Below are 26125 nucleotides of genomic sequence, written 5' to 3' on the forward strand. Positions count from 1 at the left end.
CCCCTCTCATCTCCTTTTCCTCTTCTCTCCCCAGACCCCTCTCATCTCCTTTTCCTCTTCTCTCCCCAGACCCCTCTCATCTCCTTTTCCTCTTCCGTGCTCACTCGTCGCCGAACGTCCACCGCGTCGCGTCGCTCGGGTAGTCGCTCCACGCCAGCACGCGCGTCGGTCGGACCGCGAAGACGGGCGTCCCGTGTCGAACCCCGTACTTCGCCTCGTAGGCGTCGTCGATGCGCCTCAGAATCTCGGGGTCGGTCTCGCCCTCGGTGTAGCGCTCTGCGGTCCCCTCGACGATGACGACCGTCTCGGCGTCCTCGCGATGGACCGTGATCGCGTCGTTGTGCGCGAGGTTCCGCACCCATCGGGTCTTCTCGCCGCCGCCGCAGTGGATGGTTCCGTCGACCCAGACGCCCCAGACCGGACGGGCGTGCGGGCGACCGTCTGGCAGCGTCGTCGATACCCAGTAGCTGTGGTCGTCGGCCATCGTCTCCGCGACGAACGACCACGGGAGTAACCCGTCGCTACTCTCGGGAATGCCGTAACTCTCCTCGGTCTGGGGTCTGCTCCGGGTCGCGTCGGGAGGTTCCTCGTCTCGTCTCTCTGAACTCGTCATCGCTGTCTCTCCGCCGTTGTTCCTCTTGAGGCGTTCGCTCGCCTGACGTGTGCGTTCGACACCGAACGACCAGGCCGAGCCGACGGCGTCGCGGCGAACGAACCCCTCGTTTTCCCGCTCGCCTCCTCTCCCCCCACACCCCCCTCTCCACCACTCACCCTTTCGCCGTGTCGTCCCGCGCCGCCCCACGCTGCGCCGCCCCGCCGCTTCGGTCGTGTAATCGCCGCGCTACCCCGTCTTGTAGACGCCGCGGATCTGCGCGGCGCGTTCGTCGTCTTCGGTGTAGACGTCGACGTCGACGACGCCGATGTCGCCGCCGAGACGGATGACGTCCGCCACCGCCCGGAGGTCGCCGGTGCCGGCGTTCAGATAGTCGATGCGCATGTCGATCGTCGGGACGGGTTGGTCGACCAGCGAGACGAGCGCCGCGCCGCCCACCGTGTCTGCCAGTGTGAACGTGACGCCGCCGTGGGCCATCTGCTTCTCGCTGTTCCACGACAACTCCTCGCGCATCTCGACGCGACCTTCGGCGTGGCCGTCTTCCGCCTCGGTCACTTCCACGCCCAGCAGGTCGGCGAACGGCATCGTCTCGAAGAACTGCTCGATGTCCATGCGTGAGCGTCTCTCCCGCTCGACTTAAAAATAGGGACGACCTACTCGGGTTACGGTTCGGCTTCGACCGTCTCGCGGATCCCCTCGGCGATGCGCACCGGTGCGGGCAGGTAGAAGTCCTCCAGCGCGTGCAGCGGGACGGGCGTGTCGAACCCGGCGACGCGCTTGATCGGTGCTTCGAGGTGGTAGAGCCCGTCCTCCTGCAGAGCGCTGACGATCTCGCCGCCGAACCCGCCGGAGAGCGGTGCCTCGTGGACGACGACGGCCCGCCCCGTCCGTTTCAGCGAGGCGACTATCGACTCGCGGTCCAGCGGTGACAGCGTTCGCAGATCGACCACTTCGACGTCGACACCGAGGTCCTCCTCGGCCATCTCGGCGGCCTCCAACGCCTCCGGCACCATCGATCCGTAGGTGAACACCGAGACGTCGGACCCCTCGCGGCGGACGGTCGCCTTCCCCAGTTCGGCTGGCTCTGCATCGAGGGCGACCGGTTCGCGGAACGAGCGGTAGATGCGCTTCGGTTCGAGGAAGACGACGGGGTCGGGGTCGCGGATCGACGCCCGGAGCAGGCCGTAGGCGTCGCGCGGTGTGCTCGGGACGACCACTTTCAATCCTGGCTGGTGGGCGAACAGCGCCTCCATCGACTCCGAGTGGTGTTCGGGCGCGCGGATGCCGCCGCCGTAGGGGGCGCGGACGACCAGCGGACAGGTGAACCGCCCGCGACTCCGGTTGCGGAGGCGCGCGGCGTGGGAGACGATCTGGTCGAACGCGGGGTAGATGAACCCCATGAACTGCATCTCAGCGACGGGACGAAGCCCCTTCGTCGCCATCCCGATGGACGTGCCGACGATACCCGACTCCGCCAGCGGCGTATCGACGACGCGGGCGGAGCCGAACTCGTCGTACAACCCGCCGGTCGCGCGGAAGACGCCGCCGTTCTTGCCGACGTCCTCGCCGAGCACGAGCACGCGGTCGTCGCGTCGCATCTCTGCCCGCAGCGCCTCGCGGACGCCGTCGACGAGCGTCAACTGCTCGTGTTCGCCGTCGGACTCACCGTCGCCCCGACCGTTCGACGCGAGGCTCACGAGTGATCCCTCCGGAAGGCGTCCTCGCCGTAGCGCTCGACGAGCTGTTCCAACTCCTCGCGCTGGCGTTCGAGTTCGGGCGACGGTTCCTCGTAGACGTGGTCGAACATCGCCGAGACGGGTTCGGGCGTCGTGGACTCGGCGGCCTCGATGGCGTCGGCGAGTCGCTCCTCGATGCGGTCGGAGATGGCGTCGTCGGTCTCGTCGTCGAGTCGGCCCGTCTCCCGGAGGAACGTCTCGTACCGAGGGATCGGGTCGCGCTCGCGCCACTCGTCGGGGACGCCCTCGCGGTAGACGTCCGGGTCGTCGGCGGTGGTGTGTGCGCCGAAGCGGTACTGCACCGCCTCGATGAGCGTCGGGCGGGCCTCGCCCGGACTCGGGTTCCGCGCCTTCTCGACGGCCTCGCGGGTAGCGACGTAGACGGCCAGCGGGTCCATCCCGTCGACCTGCACGCCGTCGAAGCCGTAGGCGTCGGCCTTCTGGGCGATGGTCTCGCTGGCGGTCTGCTGTTCGCGCGGCACGGAGATGGCCCACTGGTTGTTGTTGCAGAAGAAGACGACCGGCGCGTCGAAGACGCCGGCGAAGTTCAGCCCCTCGTGGAAGTCGCCCTCGCTCGTCGCCCCGTCGCCGAAGTAACAGCAGTAGACGCTGTCCTCGTCGAGATAGCGCGACGCCATCGCCGCGCCCGCCGCCTGCGGGATCTGCGTCGCGATGGGGATGTACTCGGGCATCACGTTGACGTCCTCGGGGACGGCGTAGCCGTCGCCGTGGCCCATCATCGTCAACAGCAGCGACCGGACGGGGACGCCCCGGACGACCTTCGCGGCGTGGTCGCGGTAGGTCGGGTAGAGCCAGTCTTGGGCGTCCAGCGCGTACGCGCTGGCGACCTGGGAGGCCTCCTGTCCGGCGAGCGGGGCGTAGGTGGCGATGCGGCCCTGTCGCTGCAGGCTGACCGCCCGTTCGTCGAAGCGGCGGGCCAGCCGCATATGTTCGTAGATGCCCAACAGGGTGTCGTCGTCGAGGTCGTCGGGCAGTGGTTCGTCGGTTCTCGACCCGTCGGGGGTCAAGAGCTGATACCGTGGCGAGTCGTCGGTCGAGTGGTCGAGTACGCTCATATCGTGGTCGTAGGTCTGGATGGCTGGTGGTCGTGGTTCTGTCGTCCGTGCGCTGTCCGCTTCGTCGTCGCTCGTCGTCGTCTGCGACGCACCGCGAACGCGTGGCTACCGGCGTTTCAGCGAGCCGTCGGTGGGTTCGGTGTCGAACCGACCTGTCGTCCAGTGTGTCGCGAAAAGTTTCCCCGCCAGTGTCTGCTCCGGCTGCGTTCGGAGGCGGTCACTGCCAACGGTGCGGTCGGCGGACGGACTGGCGGAGTCCATGGTCTGACATCTCTCTAAACTGTATTAACTATTGTGTGGGATACGATATCACAGAGTCGTCGGCAGTTCCTCGAAATAGCCAAAAGAACGACGGGATATCGTGGACTTTCCTACAGAAACGACGGTCTAGCTCGGAACGGGTTCCGGCTGACACGCCGTGGGTACGGTTAAGGTGCGCGCGCCGAGTCGTCAACCATGTCCACACACGACACACCGATCCGTGTCGACCACGTCGGTATCGCCGTCGAGTCGGTGCCGGAAGCGGAGGCGGTGCTCTCGGTTCTCGGAGCCGTGAAGCGACACGAAGAGCCGAGTCCCGACGGGTCGTTCACCTGGGGGACCTACGAACTGGGCGGGGCTTCGCGGCTCGAACTCGTCTCCCCGCGCGAGGGCGGCGAGGAGAGCTTCCTCACCGACTTCCTCGCCGAACACGGCCCCGGCGTCCACCACGTCACGCTCGAAGTCGCCGACCTGGGGGCCGTCGTCGAGGCGCTCGAAGCGGCCGACGTACGCGTCGTCGACGTCACCGAGCGCGACGATTGGACCGAGGCGTTCGTCTCGCCGCGCAACCCGACGGGGGTGCTGTTCCAACTGATGGAGTACCACGAGGGCTACGCGGCGCGTCACGGCGGCCCTGCCGCCGCCTACGTCGGCGGCGTCCCGCTGGAGGGTGAGCGATGACCGACGACTCGACGGGCGACGCGACATCCAACGACTCGACGGGCGATCCGACGTCCGACGACCAAGCGACTGACTCGGCGACTACCGGATCGACGAGCGACGACCCGACCGACGAGTCGGTCGACGCCGACGTCCGCGAGCGCATCGAGTCGGACCCCTACTGTGCGACGCTCGGTATCGAACTCCGTGAACTCGGCCCCGGGTCGGCGACGACGGCGCTGACGCTCACCGACGATCTGGTTAACTTCCACGGGACGCCGCACGGCGGCGCCATCTACTCGCTGGCCGACGCCGCGTTCGCCGCCGCCTCCAACAGCCACGGCGAGACGGCGGTGGCGCTGGAGACGAACATCTCCTATCTGTCCGCCGTCGACGTCGGGACGACGGTCCTCGCGACGGCGACGGAGACGCACCTGACGAGGCGGACCGGCGAGTACGAGGTCGTGCTCACCACCGAGGGCGACGGCGAGCGACTCGCGACGTTCCGTGGACGGGTCTACCGGCCCTGACTCGCTTCGACGCTCAGTGTTCGGCGATCGTCTCCGTCTCGGCCCCCGTGGGGAGGACGGCCAGCGCGACGCCGAACGCCGCACCGAGGCCGAGTCCGTACACGAGATGCCCGATGGCGAGGAAGATGCCGAACGCGAACGACCCGCCCGGAACCGGCCACAGCGGGACTGGGAGCGCCGTCGCACCGACAAGGTTCAGCGCTACCGGGAGCACGAGTCCGCCGGTGACGACGCCGAGGAGCGCGCCGTAGCCGACGCCGAGACCGGCACACGTGGCGACGCTACGCGCGTAGTCGCGCAGCGGCGTCAGCGTGACCGCGGCCGCGAACGCGAGCGCGAAGACGACGCTGTTGAACAGATGCGCCAGCCACCCCCCGACCACCGTCGGCTGCCCGTACAGCGCCCCGAGGAGCGGCATCGCGTTCGTCGTACTGTGCAGAACGATCCCCATGCCGACGCCGCCGACGAGACCGGCGAGGACGGCGGCGACCCAGACACGGGGTTGTGTGACGTGAACTGACGACATCCTCTCTCCCTCTATGTGTGCTACGCTAGCAACCAGCATAACTCCGCTCTCGCCGTCGACGCGACCGGTGAAAGGCGAGTGTCCCGCTCAGCGGTGGTCGTACACGCGCTGGACCTTCCCGACCTCGGTCCGGCCGATCTGGCCGGGGGGAACGATGTCGAGGCTGTCGGGTTTCACGTCGAGGACGTCCTCCAGTCTCGTCTGTACCTCCTTGCGGAGCGACTCGTTCGACTCGTCGTAGTCCTCGTGGTGTTCGACCGTCAGTTCGAGGCGGTCGAGGTTGTTCTCGCGCCGGAGGTCGATCCGGTAGTGCGGGGCCACCTCCTCGAGGTTGAGCATCACCTCCTCGATCTGACTCGGATAGACGTTGACGCCGCGGACGATCAGCAGGTCGTCCGCCCGGCCGGTGACGTTGCCCATGCGGACGCAGGTCCGACCGCACTCGCACGTCTCGGAGTTCAGCGTCGTCATGTCGCCCGTACGGTAGCGAAGGACGGGCAGCGCCTGCTTCGACAGCGTCGTCAACACCAGCTCCCCCTCCTCGCCCTCGGGCAACACCTCGCCCGTCGCGGGGTCGACGACCTCGGGATAGAAGTGGTCCTCCCAGATGTGGAGGCCGTCCTGGGCGTGGGCGCACTCGATGGAGACGCCCGGGCCGATGATCTCAGAGAGGCCGTAGACGTCGACGGCGGTGACGCCCAGCGCCGCCTCGATCTCCTCGCGCATCGGGTCGGTGAACGGCTCCGCGCCGATGACCACCGTCGACAGCGGGAGCTCTCGCACGTCGATGCCGCGCTTCTCGGCGGCCTCCGCGAGGTAGAGACAGTACGAGGGCGTACAGCAGAGCACGTCGCTCTCGAGGTCCTGCAGCATGTCGATTTGCCGGGCCGTGTTGCCGCCGCTCGTCGGGACGACGCAGGCGCCTAACTCCTGGATCCCGTCGTGGAAGCCAAGCCCTCCGGTAAAGAGGCCGTAGCCGTAGGCGTTCTGGACGATGTCGCCCTCGCGGACGCCCGCCGCGTAGAGCGACCGGGCCATCACCTCGCGCCAGACGTCGAGGTCCTCCTCTGTGTAGGAGACGACCTTCGGCTTCCCGGTCGTCCCCGAGGAGGCGTGGATGCGCCGGACGTCGGCCCAGTCGACGGCGAACATCCCGTCGGGGTACTCGTCGCGGAAGTCCTCTTTCCGCGTGAACGGCAACTTCGAGATGTCGTCGACGCTCTCGACGTCCGCGGGCGACACGCCCGCCTCGTCCAGCGCCTCGCGGTAGTGGTCGACGTGTTCGTAGGCGTGAGCGACCGTCTCCCGGAGGCGCTCGCTCTGCAGTTCGTGGAGGTCCTCCCGTGGTGCGGTTTCTACCTCATTATAGACCATACAGAATCGCTACCCTCTACCGTTAAATACGTTTGCGTGTCACTCACTGGCGCGTCGGTCGAAAAAAGTCGGTCTTAGACGCTGACGCCGAGATAGCGGTCGAGGATGCGTTCGTCGGCCTCCAACTCGGCCGGCGTCCCCTCGTAGACGACGGTCCCCTTGTCGAGGATGTAGACTCGATCGGCCAACTCGAGCGCGACGGCGACGTTCTGTTCGACGAGCAGGACGGTGATCCCCTCGTCGTTGATCTCCTCGACGAGGTCGACGACGCGCTCGACGATGAGCGGTGCGAGCCCCTCGGTCGGTTCGTCCAGCATCAGCAGGTCCGCGCCGGCGACGAGCGCGCGGCCGATCGAGAGCATCTGCTGTTCGCCGCCGCTGAGGTCGACGCCGCGGGACTCGCGTCGCCGCGAGAGGTTCTCGAAGGTGTCGAGCACCTCGTCGACGCTGCGGCGGTTCGGCGTGTCGCTGCCGCCGTAGCTGCCGATTCGGAGGTTCTCCTCGACGGAGAGCCCTGGGAACACCCGCCGTTCCTCGGGGACGATGCCGACGCCGCGTCTGACCGTCTCGACGGGGTCGATCGCCGTGATCTCCTCGCCGTCGTAGCTGATCCGGCCGCCCGTCGGCGTCACCGCCCCCAGGATCGACCGCAGGGTGGTGGTTTTGCCGACGCCGTTTCGACCGACGAGCGCGACGGTCTCGCCCGCGTGGACGTCCAGCGAGACGCCCTCCAACACCTGCGTCTCGCCGTACCCCGCCTCCACGTCACGCAGTTCGAGAAGCGGGTCGCTCACCGTCGCTCACCTCCGAGATACGCCGCCTGCACCGCCTCGTTCGCGGCCACCTCCTCGGGCGTCCCCGTCGCCAACTCCCGTCCGCGGTCGAGGACGGTGATGCGGTCGGAGACGTTCATCACGAGATCGATGTCGTGTTCGATCAGGAGCAGGGTGCGGTCGGCGAGCACCTCGTCGATGAGGCGCATCGTCGCCCGCGTCTCCTCGCGACTCATTCCCGCCGTCGGTTCGTCCAACAGGACGACCTGCGGGTCGGTCGCCAACACGAGGCCGATCTCGAGGCGACGGCGGTCACCGTAGGCGAGCGACCCGGCGCGTTCCTCCGCTCTGTCCGCCAGCCCGACCCGTTCGAGCGTCCACTCGGTCCGTTCGTTGACGTCGTCGAACTCGTCGGCCCCGCGCAGAAACCGATCGCGGAACGAGATGCGGTCGTCGAACACCGACTGGGCGGCCACGCGGACGTTCTCGCGGACGCTGCGTCCGGCGAAGACGTTCGTGATCTGGAACGACCGGCCGATGCCGCGGCGGACGCGCTCGTGCGGCGCGAGCCCGCTCACGTCCTCGCCCTCGAAGACGACCTGCCCGGAGGTGGGCGCGAGCGCGCCGGAGATGAGGTTGAAAAGCGTCGTCTTCCCGGCCCCGTTCGGTCCGATGACGCTGCGGAACTCCCCGCGTTCGACGCGGAGGTTCACCTCGTCGGTGGCGACGAGTTCGCCGAACCGCCGGACGAGATCGCGTGTCTCGAGGACGGTGTCCGTAGTGTCGGCGTCGCCGACGTCGTCGCCGCTCGTGGTCGTCGCCATCAGTCGGTCACCTCCACGTCGTCGTCGGCGACGACGTCCGGCCCCCGCGTGCGACCCCCGAACCGCGCCGCGAGCACGCCGGGTAGCGAGACCAGCCCGCGCGGGACGAAGATGACGAACAGCACGAACAGCACGCCCAGCACGCCCTGCCACTGCTCGGTGAACCCCAGGAGGGCTTCCTTGGCGACGAAGAACACCCCCGCTCCGAGCATCGGACCGTAGAGCGTCCCCATCCCGCCGAGGATGGTCATGACGATGACCTCACCCGACTTGATCCACGCGAGGAACGACGGGGCGACGCCACCGGTCGAGACCGCTGCGAGACCGCCTGCAAGGGACGCGAGACCGCCGCTGACGACGAACGCCCGGCGCTTGTACGCAGTCACGTCGTAGCCGATGAACTCCGTGCGCTGTTCGCTCTCGCGGATCGACTGCAGCACGCTCCCGAAGGGGGCGCGCATGAGCTGGCGAGCCAGCAGGTACGAGCCGACGACGAGCACGAGCACGACGTAGTAGTACAGTTCGACCCCGCCGATGATCTCGACACTACCGACCTCGGGACCGCTCGCGAGCCCGTACACCGGGTCGATACCGAAGAGTCCGTTGTCGCCGCCGGTGAACTCGAACTTGAAGACGGCGCTGTGGAACAGTTCGGCGAAGCCGAGGGTGATCATCGCGAAGTAGACGCCCGCCACCCGAATCGAGAGGTGGCCGACCACCCACGCGACGACGACGCTCAGACAGATGCCGACGGCGAGCGCGAGGAACAGCGAGGGGACGAGATGGATGAGCACCAGTACCGACGCGTAGGCACCCACGCCGTAGAACAGCACGTGGCCGAGCGAGACGAGTCCAGCGTATCCCATCACGAAGTCGAGGCTCAGCGCGAACAGCGCCCAGACGAGGATGTTGACGAGGAGCGTGTTGACGTAGTACGACTGGCCGACGAGGCCGAGTGCGAGCGGGAGGACGGCGAGTGCGGCGACGACGCCGATGCCGAGCCACCGCCGGAGCTCCGGGGTGAGCACGCCGTGTCCGCCGGCGGTGAGCAGTTTCCCCTCGTCGCCGTGGCTCCCCCACTCGGGGTTGCCGAACAGCCCCTGCGGGCGGACGAGGAGCACGAGGATCATCAAGAGGAAGACGGCGAGCCCCTCCAGCGCGGGGACGAAACTCCGCATCAGCGTCTGGATGACGCCGACCGCGAGACCGCCGACGACGGCTCCCCGAAAGCTGCCGAGACCGCCGAGCACGACGATAATGAACGCCGGGATGATGACGAGGTCGCCCATCCCGGGGCTGACGCTCTGGCGACCAGCGAGGACGATACCGCCGACGGCGGCCAGCGCGGCCCCGAACGCGAAGACGACGGTGTAGTAGCGGTCGATGTCGATGCCGAGATAGCGCACCATGTCGCGGTCCATCGACCCCGCACGGATAACGAGGCCGTAGCGGGTCTTGGTGAGTGCGAGCCACGTCCCGAGGGCGATGACCGCGCCGACGGCGATGACGAAGTAGCTGTAGACGGCGTAGCCGAAGCCGAACAGTTCGACCGTCCCCGAGAGTACGTCCGGGCGGGCGATCTGCCGGGGTTGGGTCCCCCAGATCAGGTCGATGAGATCTTTGAAGATGAGGACGAGTCCGAACGTCAGGAGGATGTGATAGAGCGGGTTGCGGCCGTAGAGTGGTCTGATGGTAAACCGCTCGACGCCCGCGCCGAGGACGGCGATGAGTAGCGGCGCGACGAGCAGCGCGATCCAGAAGCCGCCCGGACCGGCGCCGACGGCGAGCGCGAACGCGAAGTACGCGCCGAGCGCGAAGAACTCGCCGTGGGCGAAGTTGATGACGTCCATCACGCCGAAGATGATCGAGAGCCCCGCCGCGAGCAGGACGTACACCATCCCGATGGTGAGTCCGTTCAGCACCTGCTCCAGCAGGGCGGTACCAACGGCCATCTTAGAGACTGCAGCCCGTTTCGCTGCAGTCTGGGAGCGTGTTCGGTCCGTCGACCTTGCTCAGCAGCTTCACGTCGGCCATCTCGCCGTCGCCCTCGACGAGTTCGCCCATCCACGTCGGGTTCTCCGCCTGCTGGTCGCAGGTGCGGAACTGGTTCTGCCCGAAGATGGTGGGCATCTGCATCCCTGCGAGGGTGTCTTTGACCTCGGTGGGGTCGGTCGACCCTGCCTCGGCGATGCCGCGGACGGTCATCCGGATGGACTCGTAGCCGACGCGAGAGAAGTTGTCGGGGTCGGCGTCGAACTCCTCGCGGTACGCCTGGACGAACTGCTGGTTGTCGCCGGTCTCCAGCTTCGGGAGGTAGCGGACGCCGCCGTACGTGCCGACGGCGGCCGGGCCGAGCGCGCCGCGGACGACCTGGAAGCTCATCGTCGGGCTCATCAGGTTCACCTGCTCTTTCAGCCCCTGGTCGTTCGCCTGGTTGACGAAGTTGATGAGGTCGCCGCCGGTCATCCCCAAGACGGCGACTTCGGCCTCGGAGTTCGCGATATCGGAGATGAACGAGTCGAAGTTGCTCGCACCCAACTGCGAGCGGGAGGTGCCCACGACCTCCAGACTCGCGTCGGCCTCCTCCATCCGCGAGCGGACGCGGTTGAGTACCGACTCTCCGTAGGCGTAGTCGGCGATGTGGAACCACACCTTGGTGCCGAGGTTCTGTACCGTGTACTCCGAGACCGCCTCCGCGACCTGCGCGGTGTTCGTCTCGAACCGGAAGACGTACTCGTTGCAGTTCTCGCCGGTGACCGGGACGGCCGCCGCACCGGGGTTGTAGATCACCTCCTCGCTCTGCGCGAAGTCGTTGAGCGCGATGGCGACAGAACTGGAGATGGCACCGACGAGATAGTCCGCACCGTCCCGACTGACGAGTCGCTCGGCCGCCTGCTGGGCCTGCGTCGGGTCGGTCTCGGTGTCCGCCGTCACCAGGTCGATCTCGACGTCGAACTCGTCGCTCTCGTTGAGCTGTTGGACCGCGAGCTCCGACCCCCGCCGCTGGGCCGGACCGAGACTGCTGTACGCACCCGAGATCGGGTTCAACGCACCGTAGGTGATGCTGTTGCCACCGCCGCCGCCGACGCTGCCGAGACAGCCCGCGAGTCCCGCGACTCCCGTCGCACCGACGCCCGCGAGGAACCGACGTCTGTTGGTCGAGACCGAGTCTGTCTGCTCTCTGTGGGGCTTGCTACTCATAACCAAACGAATCGAAGGGATACCTCTATATTAATCATTGTATTCAGTGAGTCGACGCGGAGGCTGAAAGAACCGGTCGACGGAGGTCGGTCCCGCGTCCGTCGGTCGCTACCTCCCGGCGTCACAGCGGCAGGTCGAGACCGGGTCGACGTCTCTCCTGTCTCCCGAGGCGTCTGATCGACTCGCCAAGAAGTGATCGCTCGTCAAATTCTAGACCGCAAACGCGACACGGCGTCTCCGCACCGACTGCTCCTAGTCGACCGATTTAACTTCGCTGTGGCTATTTAGGACACAGAAAAATTTTAAAAATTTTAAAAATTTCCACGGTGGCGAGCACCGCGGAGAGTTGATTGAGGGCGGTGATCGATCCAGTTCCCGGGAGCCGCCCGGCACGGTCGCTCCGCTCGGCGGGGTAGCTGCGTCGGAGAACGGTCGAGAGTGATTTCGCGATAGCGCGTCTATCGGATCGATGCGTCGGCTCGGTCGTTACTGTCGGACGCTGCGAGCCTCTCGAACGTCGGGTCCGTCACGGACCATGTCCTCACAGTGCGGACAGACCCGGGGGTTGGCCATCTGGTTCGGCGCGAAGACGCGCACGTAGTCCACGGTGACGAACGACCCACAGTTGCTGCATTCCGGCATACATAGTTCGTAAGGAAATGTACAGGGATAGTCGTCATGCCAAAACAGTTTGGGGAACGACGATTCACACGAGTTCGACGTCGTCGACCCGCGTCGACGGCCGTAGCGACTACGTGATTCCCCCCGAGAGTACTTGTATGAACGTTCGAGCGAGCGGTGTCGCGATCGCCTGTCTGTTGGTCGTTGCGACCGTCGGCGTCGCACCGGCGTCGACAGCCACCACTCCGACGGCGTCAGTGGGCGACGAGGCGGTCCAACAGGCCGACGGCGACACGTTGAGTGGGCTCGAAGAGACGATGCGCGAGATCGACCAGTTCCTCGAGACGGTGATCGACCTCGTCAGAACGATAAACGAACTGACCGGCGAGGCCGAGGGCGGCGACTGAGAGAGATTCTCGACGGTCTCTCGTGAAAACTGGCGACGGGAGCCAGCCGAGGCTCGCCGTGCCACCGGCCGACGACGATACCCCCTGGCTACTCCGACTGCCGCCAGTGACGCAACAGCAGCGTTTCGACCTGCCGGGGGGTGTACGCTGCGACCAACTCCTCTGCCTCCGACTTCGACAGCGAGAACGCCGCCATCGCGTCGGCGACGAGTTCCGCCTCGGGGCGTGCGGTCGGCGCCTCCGGTACGTCGTCCTCCCAGAGGTCGTCCGACAGCGGCGGGTCGACGCCGGTCACGACAACCGGCCTCCGAGCGTCGCCAGCGCGAGTACGCTCCAGATGGCGAGTCCGGCGCCGTAGAACAACAGCGTCACGCGGCCGGGGAGTCGCCACGACGTCGACCCACTGCCCTCGTTGGCGACGCTCACGCTCTCTCCGAGTCCGAACGACGTCGACTGGCTGTTGGGGAGTCCCGAGTCGACCGACCCGCCGCTCGCACCGCCGAGGACGGCCAACAGCAGTCCGAGCGCGGCGAGACCGAGAACGAGCAGCCCCGAACCGACGAGCGACACCGCGACGGCGACGGTACCGAGCGCCAGCGCGACGGTGTAGAGTCCGACCGCCCTGGCGAGCGCTGTCGACGACATCTGTACGGAAACTCACAGAGTCGAAAATAAATCTCTTGCGGCGTCACGGCCGCCGTTGATCGGGAACGCTTCCAGATCGCCCCACTGGGCTCGCGTTTGCGCTACGTGTACTTCTCGGCGTACTCTCGTGCCTGCTCACGGACTGCCTCGGCGTCGACGCCGACGACCTCGCCGTCGTCGAGGAGCACGTCGCCGTCGACCATCGTGAACGCGACGTCGTCGCCGTGGGTGGCGAAGACGAGATGCGAGAGCACGTCGTGGACCGGCGTCGCCCGACTGGTGTCGGTACGGAGGCCGACGACGTCGGCCTTCCACCCCGGCCGGAGTGCGCCGACCTGTTCGAACCCGGCGGCTTTCGCCCCGTTGACCGTCGCCATCTCGAAGACGGTTCGCGCGGGCAACGCCGTCGAGTCCAGCGTGTCGACCTTCTGGAGCAGGCTCGCCTGTCGCATCTCGGTGAACGGGTCGAGCGTGTTGTTGCACGGCGGACCGTCGTTGCCGAGCGCGACGTTGATACCGCGGTCGAGATAGTCTCCCACCGGCGCGACGCCGCTGGCGAGCTTCATGTTCGACGACGGGCAGTGAGTGACGTGCGTCCCCGTCTCCGCGAGCACCTCGCGCTCGGACTCGTCGGTGTGGACGCAGTGGGCAAGCACGACGTCCTCCCCCGTCAGCCCCACCTCGTCCAGCCAGTGGACGTTGCGCATCCCGGTGTCGGCTTCGACCGTCTCGATCTCGCCGCGGTTCTCGCTGGCGTGGGTGTGTATCCGGACGCCGTCGTACTCGTCGGCTAGATCGCGTGCGCCGCGGAGACAGTCCTCCGAGCAGGTGACGGCGAACCGCGGCGTCACCGCGTACCGTACGCGGTCGCCGAACGCACCGTGGTACTGCTGGATGAGTCGCTCGGACTCGGCGAGCGCCGCGTCGGTGTCCTCCCGAAGGTCGTCGGGTGCCGCTTTGTCCATGAGTACCTTCCCCATGAGCGCGCGGATCCCGACCTCGCCGGCGGCCTCGAACGCCTCCTCGGCGTGGGCCACCGAGAGATGGTCGATACAGGTGGTCGTTCCGCTCTCGACGAGCTCGAGATAGCCCAGCGTCGCCGCCGTCCGCATCTCCGCGGCGCTCATCGACCCCTCCATCGGAAGGATGTGGTCGAACAGCCAGTCCAGAAGCTCGGTGTCGTCGGCGATGCCGCGACCGAGACTCTGCACCGAGTGGATGTGGCTTCCGACCATCCCGGGCGCGACGACGTCGTAGTCGCGGCGCTCGTGGTCGGTGTACCGCTCGACGAGGTCCGCTCGGTCCCCGACCGCCTCGACGGTCGTCCCGTCGACGACGACCGCTCCGTCTTCGATGACCGTCGCCGAATCGGCGACGACAGTTCCGCTGAGTAGCATCCTTCCGCGGGAAGGAGGTCCTCGTACATCAACCCGGCGAGTCGTCGCTCCTCCGACCGACCCGTCGCTCCGCCCGCTTATTTACTCGATTACGTATTACAGTACTACTTTATGTCCTCACGTCATACTGTGGGGTGATGCCAGAAATCACCGTCTCGGACACCCTCTACCGGCAGCTCGTGGACGCGTCGGGCGAGGACAACCTCGACAACACGATGTGGAAGATGGTCGCGCAGTACCAGCGCGGCAACAACCCGGGCGACTGACCGGGTTCGGTCTCCTCTCGTTCTCGGCCGACCGGTTCGCGTGCCCGTCCGCGTCGGCCGTCGTTCCTCCGCTGAGAGGCGTCGCCGTCCCTGGAGAGGGGCGTCTCTCCGACACCGACCGTCCAGCCGTCGGACCGACCGACGTTCGTCGGAGCGGCACAAAACATATACCGGTGGTGTGTCCACTACCGAGTACGAAACGCGGGATCGACGCGGCAGGCCTTCGGGTAGGGGTACACGAAGCCTGACGCCAGTTCTCCCGCGCTGTTATCTCGATCGAAGAGCGGCGGCAGCGTGTGGCCGCTCTTCGTCACGCACCGTCCGCTACTCGGTCGCGAACAGGAGCAACCGAACCGTCACGTAGCCGAAGTAGGCGACGACGAGCAGCGCCCCGTCGTGTCGGCGGAGCGTCCGCGAGTCGCGTCGGAGGACGACCGCGAGCAGTGCCACGCCGACGACGAACTTGAAGGGGAGATCCCAGACGACGACCGACCGGGGGACGCGGTACCCCGAGATCACGCCGCCGAGTCCGATGCCGACCAGCGGGTTGACGACGTTACTCCCGACGAGCGTGCCGAGCGCGACGTTTGGGGCCCGTCGCCTGATGGCGTCGACGACGGTCGACAGTTCCGGGAGCGCCGCGGCCAGCCCTAGCGTGACGACGCCGAGCATCGACCCGCCGAGTGCGAGCTCGTCGACGACGACCTGCACCACCACCAACACCACGTAGCTGCTCGCGAGGATGCCGACCAGCGCCCCGATCGCGACGAGCACGTCGCGTCGGACGTTCGTGCTCTCGGTCTCCGGCAGCCGGAGGCGCCGCTCCCGCTGCCGGAGCGCGTAGTACGTGTACCCCGCGAAGGCGATCAGCAGGACGACGCCGTCGAGTCGTCCGAAACTGCCGTCGATGGCGACGGCGAACGTCAGCGCGAACGCGCCGAGCATCGGGAGGTAGGTCGTCCGGAGGAATCGCTCCGTCACCGTGACGTGGCCGAACCCGATGAGAAACACCCCCATGAGCAGCGTCTGTTGAACCGTCGACGACCCCATGTTGCCACCGAGGATGGTCGCCGACGTCACGCCGTAGTCGAGTGTCCCCACGAGGATGCCCAGCGAGGCGATGACGTGGGCGGCGAGTTCCGGGAGGCTCGTCCCAACGGCGAGGACGGTGACGCTGACGACCACGTCCGAGACGTCGTAGTACGTCGCCAGCGACAGTGCTCGGTCGACGGCGATCTCGGCGCTCTCGACGAGTACCACGAGCGCCACCGCCCCGACTGCGAGCAGCCCGAGCAGTCCGACGTCAGCGGTCACCGGCCGCCGGTCACGACGCGTTGGCCGTCCTCGGACTGCGTCTCCCGCATCCACCGACTCACGGGGCGTACGTTCCCTCGAGTACCGTCTCCTCGACGACGTGGCCCTCAATCGCCCGTTCGAGGTCCGCCTTCGTCGCGCCCGCCGCGAGGTCGAGGTCCGCGTCGAGGGCGTACAGCCTGAACCGGTAGGTGTGCTCGCGGTCCGGGGGGTTCGGGCCGCCGTACCCGCGTTCGCCGTAGGAGTTCTCGCCCTCGACCGCCTCTGTGGGCGTCCAGTCCTCGGGGATGTCGGTCGTCTCGGGGCCGACGTTCCAGACGATCCAGTGGTCCCACACCTTCCCGGCCGGCTCCACCGCGTCGGGGTCGTCGACGACGAGCGCCAGTGAGGCGGTTCCGTCGGGGACGCCACTCACCGACAGCGGCGGGTTGACGTTCCGCGTGCGGTAGCCGTACTCGTCGGGGATTCGCTCGCCCGACGCGAACGCCGAACTGGTGAGTTGGAGGGATGCCATCGTGTGTGATAACGACTGGCACGGAAATAGTCGTTGTGGAGGTAGCGCGTCGGCACGCCGGCGCGTCGACTCATCGCTCGGCCGACCAGTCTCCTCGGCTCCTCACTCGGTCAGCCGCGACAGCTCGTCGTCGGTCAGTTCGATGCTCGCGGCGGCGACGTTCTGTTCGAGGTGGTCGACGCTCGACGTCCCCGGGATCGGGAGCGTCACGGGCGAGTGCTGCAGCAGCCACGCCAGCGAGATCTGCTCGGGCGTCGCATCGTGTGCTTCCGCGACCTCCTCGACGACGGACTCCTTCTCGCCGAGGTCGCCCGCGCCGAGCGGGAACCACGGGATGAAGCCGACGTCGGACTCCTCACAGGCGTCGAGCACCTCCTCGGACTCCCGGTTGCCGACGTTGTACTCGTTCTGGACGGTGGCGACGTCGACGATGTCGCGCGCCTCGTCGAGCTGGTCGACCGAGACGTTGCTCAGGCCGACGTGTTCGATCATCCCCTCGTCTTTCAGCTCCGCGAGAGCGTGTACCGAGTCCTCGAACGGCGTGTCGGGGTCCGGGCGGTGGAACTGGTAGAGGTCGATCGTGTCGACGCGTAGGCGGTCGAGACTGCCGAGCACGGCGTTTCGAAGATAGTCCGGGTCGCCGTTCGGCAGCCACTCGCCGTCGGCGTTGCGGAGCAGCCCTCCCTTCGTCGCGACGACGAGGTCGTCCGGGTAGGGGTGGAGCGCCTCGCCGATGAGGCGCTCGCTGACGGCGGGGCCGTAGGAGTCGGCGGTGTCGACGAAGTCGACGCCGCGTGCCAGCGCGGTGTGCAGCACCTTGCGGGCGTTCTCCGGGTCGTCCGGTTCGCCGATGATGTCGTCGCCGGTGAGCCGCATCGCGCCGTAGCCCAGACGGTGGATCGGCGTCTCGCCGCCGAGATGGAACACGTCGCTCTCGTTTCTGACTGTCATACTCTCTCCGTCGGTCGAGTGACAGTAACCTCTTTGGGCAGGGGAAAAAATCGGCTCGAGAGATCGACTCGACGTCTCTCCGTCGTGGACGTCTGCCTTCGGCGGTGCGGTTTTCCCCGTGGAACTCCTTTCGACAGTCATGTCAACCGATACGCATTGCAACTGCCCGCTCTGTGACCACGAGTGCGATGGTCGAAACCACCTCCGTGAGCATCTCCACGAACACCACCGGAAGAGCGAGATCATCGACGTCTTTCTCGACCACTACGACCTCTGAGCACGCCGGGACCAGTAGCGGTTTGCCCCCGCCGTCCCTACCGGCGGCCATGCGCCGACTCGGACTCCGTCTTCTGATGGCCGCGGTCGGGCTGTCGCTCTTGATGCTCTATCTCGGCGTCGCCTACGTCGGCTTCCTCGCTCTCGCGACGGTGTTCTCCTCGCGCAGCGACCTGACGACGACGGTGCTGCTCGTGGCCGTTCTGACGCTCCTGTTCGGCTTCCTCAGCTACCGCTTCGGGACGGCGCAGATGCTCGACTCGATGGACGCCGTCGAACTCGACCGCGAGTACGGCGCCGGACTCTACCGGCGTCTCGACCGCCTGTGTGCGGAGATGGACGTCGCGCCGCCGACGGTGTTCGTCGCGCGGATGCAGCTGCCGAACGCGATGGCGCTCGGTACCGCCCGCGGGGGGGCGCTCGTCTTCGATCGATCGCTGCTGTGGCTGTTGACGCCCGCCGAGTTCGAGGCGATCGTCGCCCACGAACTCGCCCACCTGGAGAGCCACGACGGCCTCGTCCAGACGCTCGCTTACAGCGCGCTGCGGACGCTCGTCGGACTCGTTCTCGTCGTCGCGTTGCCGTTCGTCATCGTCGTCACCGGGCTCGGCCGGGCGTTCGGCTGGCTGAACGGCCGGCCGGCGGAGTGGAACGCCTCACCGTTCGGCCGCCTCCGCGACCGTATCAGTCAGGCCGTCGCCCTGTTGTTCGTCGGGCTGACGTTGCTCGTCCGAGCCCACTCGCGTCGGCGAGAGTTCGCCGCCGACGACCGCGCCGTCGAGGTCACGGGTGACCCGCTGGCGCTGGCACGGGCGCTCCGCCGCATCGAACGCGCCTCACAGCCGACGCGGGGTCTCCGGTCCCCGCTGACCATCTACGGTCCCGAAGAGAGTCAGCTCGGACGGCTGCTGTCGACTCATCCGCCGATGGACGACCGCGTCCAGCGACTTGCCGAGCGCGCTGAACGTCGGCGTCGGGACGCGACGACGATTCCTATTCGGTGACCCGGGCGAGAGAGCCTATGAGAGACGTCGAAGCCGCGCTCGACGGGCTCGACCTCGGCGAACTCCGGAGTGTCGTCCGCTGACGCCTCGGGGCGAACCGTTTTCTTCCGACCGTCCGTCGGTTCACGTATGGTCGCCGAGTTCGGATTCGCCCTCCTCGTGTTCCTGCTCGCCGTCGCCGCCCCGTTCGCCCTGTACGTTCTCGTCTCCGCAGAGACGGACGACCTCCCGGTGATGGACCGCATGGCGGCCGAGCGAGTCGCTAGACGGGACGTCGACGACGCCGACGAACGGGACTAACCCGGAAAGCGACAAGACGCTGGAGCCACTACAGTAGAGTGTGACCGACGACACCGATACGTGGCAGATGGACGCCCGCACTCGGCTCAGTGTGCTGTCGGCCAATCTGGAGACGCTGGCGGGGTTGGCGATGACGCTCGCCGACGAGGCGGAGCACCCGCGGAGCCGCGAGTTCGACGCGCTCGCGACGGCGTTCCGCGAGGAGTCGCTCGTCATCCAGGACGCCCTCCAGTCGGGCACCACGAGAGAACAGGAGGAGACGTTCCGGATGGCGCTCGACAACCTCGTCCAGTTGCGCGAGGAGACCTCTCCGCGGGTGCTCTCGGCGCTCGACGAGCGTGCCGAAGGGTCGCTGGAGACGTTCGAGTAGCCACCCGCCGCGACGTCCTTTCCTGCCACGGGTCGACCGCCCCTGCCCGCCCACGCCGCCAGCGACCGCGCTCCGTCTCCGCGCCGTGAACGGTTTTCCCCGAGGCGAACGCACTTACGGCTCACCCCAGAACTCCCACGCATGGAGTACACGACACTCGGTGACACGGGGACAACCGTCAGTCGCCTCTGTCTCGGCTGTATGAGCTTCGGGAGCAGCCACGACTGGATGCTCGACCGCGAGGAGGGGGAAGAGCTCGTCAAGCGGGCCATCGAGTTAGGGATCAACTTCTTCGACACCGCCAACGTCTACTCTGCGGGCGAGAGCGAGTCGATCCTCGGCGACGTGCTCGCCGAGTACGACCGCGACGAGCTGGTCGTCGCCACGAAGGTACGGTTCCCGGGAGCGACCGAACACGAGAACGCCGAAGGTCTCTCGCGGAAGACGATCGAACAGGAGCTGGAGAACTCTCTCGACCGACTGGGGATGGACACCGTCGACCTCTATCAGATCCACCGCTGGGACTACGATACGCCCATTGAGCAGACCCTCCGGGCGCTCGACGACGCCGTCCGACGCGGGAAGGTCCGCTATCTCGGCGCGTCGTCGATGTGGGCCCACCAGTTCGCCGAGGCGCTCCACACCGCTGACCGCCTTGGTCTCGAACGGTTCCGGACGATGCAGAACCTCTACAACCTCGCCTACCGCGAGGAGGAACGCGAGATGCTGCCGCTCTGTGCGAAGGAAGACGTCGGTGTCATGCCGTGGTCGCCGCTCGGCGCGGGCTACCTCACGCGCCCCCACGAGGAGTTCGACGCGACCACCCGCGGCGAACACGAGGACGACCTCGGGCGCCCGTACAAGCAGGGCGGCGGCGTCGAGATCAACGAACGCGTGCAGGAGCTGGCCGACGAGAAGGGGGTCTCGATGGCACAGCTGTCGATGGCGTGGCTGCTGCACAAAGACGTCGTCACGACTCCCATCCTCGGTACGTCGAGTGTCGAGCATCTGGAGGCGGCCGTCGAGGCGTTCGACGTCGACCTGAGCGACAGCGAGATCGAGTACCTCGAAGAGCCGTACGAACCGGTTCCGGTCTCCGGCCACGAGTGAGCGTGAGGCGCTCGCTGCGGTCCGTCGGCCTATACAGCTAGACACCACTGATATATGTGGACTGCCCGTTAAACACAAACGCAATTTGCCCGTTCAGGCCCTGTTTCGACGGACAGGTCGCCGTTCGGAGTTTTGATACGCAAATTGCGGCATTCCGGTGACGAGACGTCCTCCCACAGGACGTCTCTTCGCTGAGACCCGTAACTCGTCGGACGAGCACCCCAACGTGTGTCGAGAGGCTTCAGTACCGACGGATCACGCCCGAAGCACCGAGAGATCAGCCGTCGCTCGAACGCCCGTCTCGCGCCGCGTCCACGACGTACGACCGGAGACGAGCCAGCCACGGCGTGTGACTCCCTTCGATCTCGACGATGTGCAGCTTCGCCATGAGGAGATAGCCCCCCAGCGAGAGCACGTAGACGAGCGGCGTCACGACCAGTTGCCACGAGAGCGTCGTCGTCGGGTCGAACCCGATCGCCGGAGCCCACATCCGTTTCGTCGCGTGGATGAGGCGGAACATCGGCACGTGGATCAGATAGACTCCGAGAGCGTGTCGCCCCACTTTCGGGAGCACCGTGTTCTTCCCCCATCCCGGGTTCGAGAGCGCGTACGCGAAGAGCGCGAGCACGAAGAACACCGTCGAGAGCGTGTACTCCGTCAGGTATATCGCCTCTCCGAGGACGTGGTCGCGGACGACGTAGCCGAGCACGTACTGTTCGACGAGCTGGGCGCCTGCGAAGAGACAGACCGCTCCGAAGTAGACGTGGCTACGGTCCTCGTTGGGGGTCCAGTCGACCGCGCTGATCGTGTATCCGAGCGCGACGTAGAAGAACCCGAAGAAGAGGGCGTCACGCGTCCGGAGCGGGACGTCGACGAGCATTGGATAGCTCGTTCCGACGATGCCGACGAAATGAAAGAGCGCCGCGACGGGCAGCAGATAGCGGGTCTTGCCGACCTTGACGAAACACGCCACGAAGACGAGTGAGAAGAACAACGCCGTCAGAAACCACAGTGGGACGGTCATCGCGCTTCCGTAGTACAGGAAGTCGAGCAGGCTGAAGTTGCCGAGGCCACGGTCGATCACCGCAGTCGCGACGGGGACGCCTGCGAGGAGCGCGATCCCCGTCACTGTCGCCAGGGAGAGGAGTCTCCCGAAGAGATAGATGGAGCCGAGCTTTCCGGCAACACCGCCGACGACGGCTCTGACGTTGTCGGCGTTCACCGTCTTCGCGAAGAAGTAGCCGGACGTGACGAAAAAGAACGGCACGTCGAACTGACCGACGGTGTCCAAGACGAAGTAGGCGTAGTTTCCGTACGCTTCGAAGCCACGAAACGGCTGGACGTGTGCGACGACGATGAAGAAGATCGCGATCGCACGCAGCGTATCTATGCTGTGTATTCTGTCGCTCATCGTGTTCAGAAGGTACGTGAGGTTCCGCTCTGCCACTTAAACTCTCTGCGATGTTCGGAGGGGCCCGAACCGGTCGACGCTACCGAATCACAGGGGGATCGAGTCGCTCGCTCGTCGATCGAGAACCCTCTGATTCGCAAGTGCGACGACCACAGCGGGCCGGAGTCACCCCGCTTTCACCGTCCCGACGAGGGGCGTCCGAACCCGCACGTTGTCTCCGTGGGTCGGTGGTCGATACCCCACACGAGAAACGCCCAGCGTTCACGCCGGGGAAGACGTCACTTCGGCGCGAGCAACACCGCTCGGTCGGTGCTGAGGATGACGTCCTGTGCGGTGCTGCCGAACACCACTTTCCCGGTCGGACTGCGTCGTCGCGCGTACAGACAGACGACGTCGGCGTCGAACTTCTCGGCGGTGTCGACGATTGAGACGCCCGTCTTTCCGGTCGTCTCGTAGAGTTCGACCTCGAACCCCGCCTCGAGCAGCGCCGACTCGGCGGCGTCGACGGCGGGGACGTCGTCGAGCGTCGACTCGGTGTCGTCCATCGGGAAGTTGTGGTGGACGAGCGTCCGGACGTTGTCGGGGTCGAAGAGGTCACACACGAGTCGCGCCTGCTTCTCGCTTCGGTCGGTGTCGTCGTCGACCGCGAGGAGAACCGTCTGCTGTGCCATGGTCTGCCTACGACCGCGACCGACAAAGGCGTACCCGCTGACGAGCGTCTTCGCGGCCGGAAGCGGTTGTCGCTCCGTCAGGTTCATATATTTTCATAAACCAGTTCACATCAGTAATGTCAGCTTACTCAACGTGTCTTTCGGGCGTTCACTCTCTTGGCGGGCGTCTGGCGGCGCTCAGAGGGGCGTGAACAGATGGACCGCCGCACGTTCGTCGCCCTGCTCTCCGCCGGCGTCGCAGGCTGTACCGGCACGAAGTCCGCGACCCCCTCGGACACGGTGACGTCGGCGTCGCCGGTGACCTCGTCCACGACGACGACTGCCTCGCCGACGGACTCACCCGAACCGACGACCGAGTCGCCCGACGAGGCTGCGTTCGCGGTCGACGGCCATCCCGTCGAGCGGAACCGCTACGACCTCCAGCGAGTCTCCTACGAGAACCGCCCCCAGTTCATCCTCGACCGGCGCGAACCGCCGCGCTGTGCGTACAACGTCGCCGAACTCGACGGGATCGACGACCTCCAGACCGCGACCGTCGACGGCGACACCGGCCACATGCCGATCCGAACCTCGCGGATGGTGATGCGGCTGCTCCACTGCAACCGCGAGATCGACCGCGAGGCCTACCTCGAACGAGCCGAGGAGATCGCCGCCGCCTACCTCGACTCGGCGACGGTGGTCGACGGACTCCCGTACTTCGCGTACACGCTCGCCAAGGGCGGGTCCGGCGAGGACTTCGCGCCGCCGTGGTACTCGGGGATGGCGCAGGGGACGTCGCTGTCGGCGTTCCTCAGACTCTACGAGCAGACCGGCGACGAGGCGTACATGGACGTCGCCGACGACGTCTTCGCGACGTTCACTCGGACCGGCCCCCGCGAGGAGCCGTGGACCGTCATGGTCGACGACGACGGCTACTACTGGATTGAGGAGTATCCGCACGACCCGCCGACGCACGTCCTCAACGGGTTCAACGTCGGTCTCTGGGGGCTGTACGAGTACTGGCTGTTCACCGAGACCGAGGAGAGTCGCGCGCTGGTGGAGGCGGCCATCACGACGATCGAACGCTACATCGAGGAGTTCCGCGTCCCGGGCGAAGTCAGTTGGTACGGTCTCAACCGCGGCTATCGGGGCAACGAGTACTACCACGCGGTCCACATCCGCCAGCTCCGCGAACTCCACCGCATCAGTGGCGATCCGTACTTCGCCGAGATGGAGGCCGCCTTCGACGAGGACAGCCCCGAGTCGGCGGGCCTGAAGTGACCGGGTGACGCACCCCGCTGACCCGGGCAGGCATGGTCGGCCTTCCCGACCCCGCACTGTCGGCAGCCGTGAGTGCGAAAACAACATTCTTCAACGCACTCTGTGATTGATTCGACAATGTCTGACCCCGACAGTCGGACCCGACCCCAGAACGGTCGGGAGCACGCCGAGAACGACGCCCATATGTCGGACGAGGCCGTTCCCGATCGGTTCTCCTCCGACGAGGTGTTCCGTCGGATCGTCGCCGACGCCGATCACGAGATCACCTCGGGGACGCGCGAACTGTTCTTCAGCGCGCTGGCAGGTGGACTCGCCATCACCATCACGCTCGTCGTGTACGCGTCGATGTATCCGAAGACGGACAGCAGCATCGTCGCCACGCTCCTCTACCCGATCGGCTTCGTCTACATCATCATCGGCGGCTACCAGCTCTACACCGAGAACACGCTGCCGCCGGTCGCGCTGACGCTCGAGCGGTTGGCGTCGATCCCGTCGTTGCTCCGCCACTGGGCGGTCGTCCTCGCCGGCAACTTCCTCGGCGGTGCGATCGGTGCGGTCGTGCTCGCGTTCGGCGGCGTGCTCTCCCCCGAGGCGGCGACGGTGGCGGCGGACTTCGCCATCGAGGGCGTCTACGAGACGTCCCGGTGGGAGCTGTTCTTCAAGGGCGCGTACGCGGGACTGGTCGTCGCCGGCGTCGTCTGGATGAACTTCGCCGCCAGCGACACGGTCTCGCGGCTGCTCATCGTCTATCTGGCGTTCCTCGTGGTGCCGCTGGGGAACCTCTTTCACGTCGTCGTCTCCTTCACGGAGGCGGTCTACCTGATGCTGGTCGGCGATCTGGGGCTCCTGTTGGCGATGACCGACTTCATCGTCCCGGTGTTGCTCGGCAACACCATCGGCGGTGTCGTCCTCGTCACCGTCGTCAACTACTATCAGACCACCGAGGAACGACTCGAGACTGCCCGCTTCGAGAACGTCCGACGGCTCTCGGTCCGCGAGTGGCTGCTCGGGGGGCTGGCGGGTCGGTCGTACGTCCCGCTCGTCGACACCGTCGAGGAGTTCGTTCGGGACCCCAACTCCTACCGGATCTTGGTCCCCATCGCGAACCCGCGGACCGAGTCGGAACTCGTCAAGATGGCCTGTGCGCTCGCCAGCACTCGCGAACGCGGAACCGTCCACGTCGTCCACATCGTCCAGGCACCCCAGCAGCTCAGCAAGAGCGACAAGCGAACCCAGCGCGACCAGATCGTCCGGGAGTCGAACAGACTACTGGATGACATCAGCCAGATCGGCGAACAGTACGACGTCAAGTTCGAGACGTCGACCATCGTCACGCACCGCTCCTTCGAGGACGTCTTCGACCGGGCGAACCGAACCCGGCCGGATCTCGTGATGATGAACTGGGAGGAGAACGGACTGTGGGCCTCCGCCCGCGCAGAGCGACCGATCGCCGAACTGACCAACCGACTCCCCTGTGACTTCCTCGTCGTCAAGGACCGCGGACTCGACTACTCGCGGGTGCTCCTGCCGACGGCGGGCGGTCCCGACTCGGACTTGAGCGCCGAGGTCGCGCGGACGTTCCGGTCGGTCGCCGGTTCCGAGATCTCGCTCATGCACGTCGTCGATGACCCGAGCGAGCGCGAAGCGGGCGAACGCTTCCTCCGGAACTGGGCCGTCGACCACGATCTGCCGGATGCGACCCGGATCGTCGACGACTCCGGCGACGTAGAAGGGGCGATAAAACGCGAGGCCGCCGACAGCACGGTCGTCCTCCTCGGTGCGACCGAACAGGGGCTGCTCTCCCGGCTGGTCACCGACTCGCTGCATCTGAACGTCGTCGACGAGGTCGACTGCTCGGTGCTGTTGGCCGAGCGCCCCAGCGACCGCTCGTTCGGCGAGCGGCTGTTCGGCGGCGGGCAACGGCGCAAGGTGAGAGCACCCCACGGAAGTAACCACGACGATCGAGACGAGTAGTCGGGGCCGACGCTCCCGTCGGACGGCAGGTACATACTTCTCCGACACCTTGATCGAGGT

31 protein-coding genes are annotated in these 26125 nt (G+C 66.7%); 11 read left to right on the top strand and 20 right to left on the bottom strand.

The features are described 5' to 3' along the window. Window positions 1–100: 100 nt before the first annotated feature. The 5 genes from BSG17_RS22525 to BSG17_RS27315 form a co-directional block, all read right to left on the bottom strand. Complete coding sequence (locus BSG17_RS22525; protein WP_089827702.1) at window positions 101–613, bottom strand: pyridoxamine 5'-phosphate oxidase family protein; 513 nt, start codon at window positions 611–613, stop codon at window positions 101–103. A 228-nt stretch (window positions 614–841) separates the two neighbouring features. Then, entirely contained in the window at window positions 842–1225 is a 384-nt protein-coding gene (locus BSG17_RS22530; protein WP_089827640.1) for a PaaI family thioesterase, read from the bottom strand. A gap of 50 nt (window positions 1226–1275) precedes the next feature. Next, the gene (locus BSG17_RS22535) at window positions 1276–2310 is read right to left on the bottom strand and encodes an alpha-ketoacid dehydrogenase subunit beta (protein ID WP_089827641.1); all 1035 of its coding nucleotides are present in this window, start codon (window positions 2308–2310) and stop codon (window positions 1276–1278) included. Further along, window positions 2307–3425: a pyruvate dehydrogenase (acetyl-transferring) E1 component subunit alpha gene (gene pdhA / locus BSG17_RS22540; protein WP_089827642.1), complete on the bottom strand. Its 1119-nt coding sequence runs from the start codon at window positions 3423–3425 to the stop codon at window positions 2307–2309. Before pdhA ends, BSG17_RS22535 begins: the two co-directional genes overlap by 4 nt. 105 nt (window positions 3426–3530) lie before the next feature. Beyond that, complete coding sequence (locus BSG17_RS27315) at window positions 3531–3686, bottom strand: hypothetical protein (protein ID WP_170864919.1); 156 nt, start codon at window positions 3684–3686, stop codon at window positions 3531–3533. Between the two features lie 195 nt (window positions 3687–3881). Between BSG17_RS27315 and BSG17_RS22545 the strand changes: the two genes are divergently transcribed. Further along, window positions 3882–4367 (top strand): VOC family protein, encoded by a 486-nt coding sequence (locus BSG17_RS22545; RefSeq protein WP_089827643.1) that lies wholly within the window; start codon window positions 3882–3884, stop codon window positions 4365–4367. Between the two features lie 143 nt (window positions 4368–4510). Then, window positions 4511–4876 carry a hotdog fold thioesterase gene (locus tag BSG17_RS22550; RefSeq protein ID WP_089827703.1) on the top strand — a complete coding sequence of 122 codons (366 nt, stop codon included), beginning with the start codon at window positions 4511–4513 and terminating at the stop codon, window positions 4874–4876. Window positions 4877–4889: 13 nt separating this feature from the next. Here BSG17_RS22550 and BSG17_RS22555 read toward each other — a convergent pair whose 3' ends face one another. The 7 genes from BSG17_RS22555 to BSG17_RS27320 all read right to left on the bottom strand — a co-directional run bounded on the left by BSG17_RS22555 (window position 4890) and on the right by BSG17_RS27320 (window position 12216). Then, a complete protein-coding gene (locus BSG17_RS22555; RefSeq protein ID WP_089827644.1) occupies window positions 4890–5402 on the bottom strand; it encodes a hypothetical protein in 513 nt (170 codons plus the stop codon). Between the two features lie 87 nt (window positions 5403–5489). Beyond that, window positions 5490–6776 carry a phenylacetate--CoA ligase PaaK gene (gene paaK, locus BSG17_RS22560; RefSeq protein WP_089827645.1) on the bottom strand — a complete coding sequence of 429 codons (1287 nt, stop codon included), beginning with the start codon at window positions 6774–6776 and terminating at the stop codon, window positions 5490–5492. Window positions 6777–6850: 74 nt separating this feature from the next. Further along, the gene (locus tag BSG17_RS22565) at window positions 6851–7570 is read right to left on the bottom strand and encodes an ABC transporter ATP-binding protein (protein WP_089827646.1); all 720 of its coding nucleotides are present in this window, start codon (window positions 7568–7570) and stop codon (window positions 6851–6853) included. Next, on the bottom strand, window positions 7567–8373 hold the full coding sequence (locus BSG17_RS22570; RefSeq protein ID WP_089827647.1) for an ABC transporter ATP-binding protein: 807 nt from the start codon (window positions 8371–8373) through the stop codon (window positions 7567–7569). The genes BSG17_RS22565 and BSG17_RS22570 overlap by 4 nt, the downstream gene beginning before the upstream one ends. Further along, window positions 8373–10325 carry an ABC transporter permease gene (locus tag BSG17_RS22575; RefSeq protein WP_089827648.1) on the bottom strand — a complete coding sequence of 651 codons (1953 nt, stop codon included), beginning with the start codon at window positions 10323–10325 and terminating at the stop codon, window positions 8373–8375. The genes BSG17_RS22570 and BSG17_RS22575 overlap by 1 nt, the downstream gene beginning before the upstream one ends. 1 nt (window position 10326) lies before the next feature. Beyond that, window positions 10327–11574, bottom strand: coding sequence for an ABC transporter substrate-binding protein (locus BSG17_RS22580; protein WP_089827649.1), 1248 nt, complete (start codon window positions 11572–11574; stop codon window positions 10327–10329). A 486-nt stretch (window positions 11575–12060) separates the two neighbouring features. Beyond that, complete coding sequence (locus tag BSG17_RS27320) at window positions 12061–12216, bottom strand: DUF7563 family protein (protein ID WP_170864920.1); 156 nt, start codon at window positions 12214–12216, stop codon at window positions 12061–12063. A gap of 137 nt (window positions 12217–12353) precedes the next feature. On the opposite strand from BSG17_RS27320, the gene BSG17_RS22585 reads away from it, so the two are divergent. Next, window positions 12354–12602, top strand: coding sequence for a hypothetical protein (locus BSG17_RS22585; RefSeq protein WP_089827650.1), 249 nt, complete (start codon window positions 12354–12356; stop codon window positions 12600–12602). An 88-nt stretch (window positions 12603–12690) separates the two neighbouring features. On the opposite strand, the gene BSG17_RS22590 is transcribed toward BSG17_RS22585, so the two are convergent. The 3 genes from BSG17_RS22590 to BSG17_RS22600 all read right to left on the bottom strand — a co-directional run bounded on the left by BSG17_RS22590 (window position 12691) and on the right by BSG17_RS22600 (window position 14644). After that, window positions 12691–12897: a hypothetical protein gene (locus BSG17_RS22590; RefSeq protein WP_089827651.1), complete on the bottom strand. Its 207-nt coding sequence runs from the start codon at window positions 12895–12897 to the stop codon at window positions 12691–12693. Further along, the gene (locus BSG17_RS22595; RefSeq protein WP_089827652.1) at window positions 12894–13247 is read right to left on the bottom strand and encodes a DUF8070 family membrane protein; all 354 of its coding nucleotides are present in this window, start codon (window positions 13245–13247) and stop codon (window positions 12894–12896) included. Before BSG17_RS22595 ends, BSG17_RS22590 begins: the two co-directional genes overlap by 4 nt. 101 nt (window positions 13248–13348) lie before the next feature. Then, window positions 13349–14644 (bottom strand): 5'-deoxyadenosine deaminase, encoded by a 1296-nt coding sequence (locus BSG17_RS22600; protein WP_089827653.1) that lies wholly within the window; start codon window positions 14642–14644, stop codon window positions 13349–13351. Between the two features lie 137 nt (window positions 14645–14781). Here BSG17_RS22600 and BSG17_RS28405 point away from each other — a divergent pair, with 137 nt between their 5' ends. Next, window positions 14782–14910, top strand: coding sequence for a hypothetical protein (locus BSG17_RS28405; protein ID WP_280141215.1), 129 nt, complete (start codon window positions 14782–14784; stop codon window positions 14908–14910). Window positions 14911–15234: 324 nt separating this feature from the next. Here the strand turns inward: BSG17_RS28405 and BSG17_RS22605 are convergent, their stop codons facing one another. The 3 genes from BSG17_RS22605 to BSG17_RS22615 all read right to left on the bottom strand — a co-directional run bounded on the left by BSG17_RS22605 (window position 15235) and on the right by BSG17_RS22615 (window position 17689). Beyond that, a complete protein-coding gene (locus BSG17_RS22605; protein ID WP_244531676.1) occupies window positions 15235–16224 on the bottom strand; it encodes a sodium:calcium antiporter in 990 nt (329 codons plus the stop codon). A 58-nt stretch (window positions 16225–16282) separates the two neighbouring features. Beyond that, complete coding sequence (locus BSG17_RS22610; RefSeq protein ID WP_089827654.1) at window positions 16283–16738, bottom strand: YbhB/YbcL family Raf kinase inhibitor-like protein; 456 nt, start codon at window positions 16736–16738, stop codon at window positions 16283–16285. Window positions 16739–16840: 102 nt separating this feature from the next. Beyond that, window positions 16841–17689, bottom strand: coding sequence for an aldo/keto reductase (locus BSG17_RS22615; RefSeq protein WP_089827655.1), 849 nt, complete (start codon window positions 17687–17689; stop codon window positions 16841–16843). 139 nt (window positions 17690–17828) lie between these two features. Between BSG17_RS22615 and BSG17_RS27325 the strand changes: the two genes are divergently transcribed. From BSG17_RS27325 to BSG17_RS22635, 5 genes are all read left to right on the top strand, one after another. Beyond that, window positions 17829–17966: a hypothetical protein gene (locus BSG17_RS27325; RefSeq protein ID WP_170864921.1), complete on the top strand. Its 138-nt coding sequence runs from the start codon at window positions 17829–17831 to the stop codon at window positions 17964–17966. 49 nt (window positions 17967–18015) lie between these two features. Then, entirely contained in the window at window positions 18016–18969 is a 954-nt protein-coding gene (locus BSG17_RS22625; protein WP_089827657.1) for a M48 family metallopeptidase, read from the top strand. 129 nt (window positions 18970–19098) lie between these two features. Next, the gene (locus tag BSG17_RS27330) at window positions 19099–19269 is read left to right on the top strand and encodes a DUF8143 family protein (protein ID WP_170864922.1); all 171 of its coding nucleotides are present in this window, start codon (window positions 19099–19101) and stop codon (window positions 19267–19269) included. A 40-nt stretch (window positions 19270–19309) separates the two neighbouring features. Beyond that, the gene (locus BSG17_RS22630; RefSeq protein WP_139246769.1) at window positions 19310–19639 is read left to right on the top strand and encodes a hypothetical protein; all 330 of its coding nucleotides are present in this window, start codon (window positions 19310–19312) and stop codon (window positions 19637–19639) included. Between the two features lie 141 nt (window positions 19640–19780). Beyond that, window positions 19781–20749, top strand: a complete 969-nt coding sequence (locus tag BSG17_RS22635) for an aldo/keto reductase (RefSeq protein WP_089827659.1) — start codon at window positions 19781–19783, stop codon at window positions 20747–20749. A 277-nt stretch (window positions 20750–21026) separates the two neighbouring features. Here the strand turns inward: BSG17_RS22635 and BSG17_RS22640 are convergent, their stop codons facing one another. Together BSG17_RS22640 and BSG17_RS22645 are read right to left on the bottom strand one after the other, a co-directional pair. Continuing rightward, window positions 21027–22160: an acyltransferase gene (locus BSG17_RS22640; protein ID WP_089827705.1), complete on the bottom strand. Its 1134-nt coding sequence runs from the start codon at window positions 22158–22160 to the stop codon at window positions 21027–21029. A gap of 278 nt (window positions 22161–22438) precedes the next feature. Continuing rightward, complete coding sequence (locus BSG17_RS22645; protein ID WP_170864923.1) at window positions 22439–22831, bottom strand: universal stress protein; 393 nt, start codon at window positions 22829–22831, stop codon at window positions 22439–22441. Window positions 22832–23026: 195 nt separating this feature from the next. Between BSG17_RS22645 and BSG17_RS22650 the strand changes: the two genes are divergently transcribed. Together BSG17_RS22650 and BSG17_RS22655 are read left to right on the top strand one after the other, a co-directional pair. Continuing rightward, a complete protein-coding gene (locus BSG17_RS22650) occupies window positions 23027–24091 on the top strand; it encodes a D-glucuronyl C5-epimerase family protein (RefSeq protein WP_089827661.1) in 1065 nt (354 codons plus the stop codon). A gap of 117 nt (window positions 24092–24208) precedes the next feature. After that, the gene (locus tag BSG17_RS22655; RefSeq protein WP_089827662.1) at window positions 24209–26065 is read left to right on the top strand and encodes a formate/nitrite transporter family protein; all 1857 of its coding nucleotides are present in this window, start codon (window positions 24209–24211) and stop codon (window positions 26063–26065) included. The last annotated feature ends 60 nt before the right edge of the window (window positions 26066–26125 follow it).

It is taken from the genome of Halogranum amylolyticum (assembly GCF_900110465.1).
Taxonomy (GTDB): Archaea; Halobacteriota; Halobacteria; order Halobacteriales; family Haloferacaceae; genus Halogranum; species Halogranum amylolyticum.